At 58.7% G+C, this 904-nt stretch carries 1 protein-coding gene; it reads right to left on the reverse strand.

The window, feature by feature from the left end:
* On the reverse strand, positions 1-831 hold an 831-nt coding region (locus GXY01S_RS16760; protein WP_061276914.1), incomplete at its 3' end, for an IS5-like element IS1031A family transposase.
* Positions 832-904 lie beyond the last annotated feature (73 nt).

Raw genomic sequence — 904 nt, forward strand, 5'->3', positions numbered from 1 at the left:
TTGACAATGCCTTGCTGTCCGTCGTGTGAGCATGCGGATCGAGGCGATCAATGTCCATGCGGTTGAGGACGCAATGGATTGTTCCCAATCTTTGGCGAGCCGCCTGCACCGTCCCAGCCAGGCGAATGTCCGTTCAACCACCCAGCGGCGCGGCAGGATCTGAAAGCCTTTCACCGTATCGGACCGCCTGATGATTTCGACCGTCCATTTTCCCATGGAGGCGAGCGCGGATCGCAATTTCTCGCCAGCATAGCCGCCATCAGCGAAGATGTGGCGCAGCCAGGGAAAGCGCCTGCGTATTGCCGCCAGGACATCAACGGCCCCATCACGATCCTGGATATCGGCGGCATGAACGAGGAGAAAGATCAGGAAGCCGCAGGTATCAGTCACGATATGGCGCTTGCGGCCCTTGACCTTCTTGCCCGCGTCATAGCCCGAAAGCCCGCCGCTTTCCGTAGTTTTCACCGACTGGCTGTCAATCACGCCCGCGCTCGGGGAGGCTTCACGCCCCTCGATCTCGCGCAGGCTCATGACCAGCACCGTATTCATGACCTCGAACAGCCCGGTATCACGCCAGGCGTAAAAATAGCGCCTGACGGTCGAGACCGGCGGAAAGCATTTCGGCAGCAGGCGCCACGCGCACCCGGCCGAGGCTATGTAGAGCATCGCGTTGACCACCTCGCGCATATCCGTCGTGCGAGGGCGACCGCCCCGTTTCGCAGGGGGCACAAATGGCATGATCAAAGCCCATTCCCCGTCCATCATATCCGATGGATATCGCAGTCCTTCCCGGCTATGTTCACGTCGGGCAATACCAGTCCATGTCACCATTCACTCCATCTCTTCGTAAAGACGGATGAATCACAACAGGCTGGTATTGTTCAAAAACTTTCGGATCAGGCTC

Origin of the sequence: Komagataeibacter xylinus NBRC 15237, assembly GCF_001571345.1 — a bacterium.
Lineage (GTDB): Bacteria > Pseudomonadota > Alphaproteobacteria > Acetobacterales > Acetobacteraceae > Komagataeibacter > Komagataeibacter xylinus.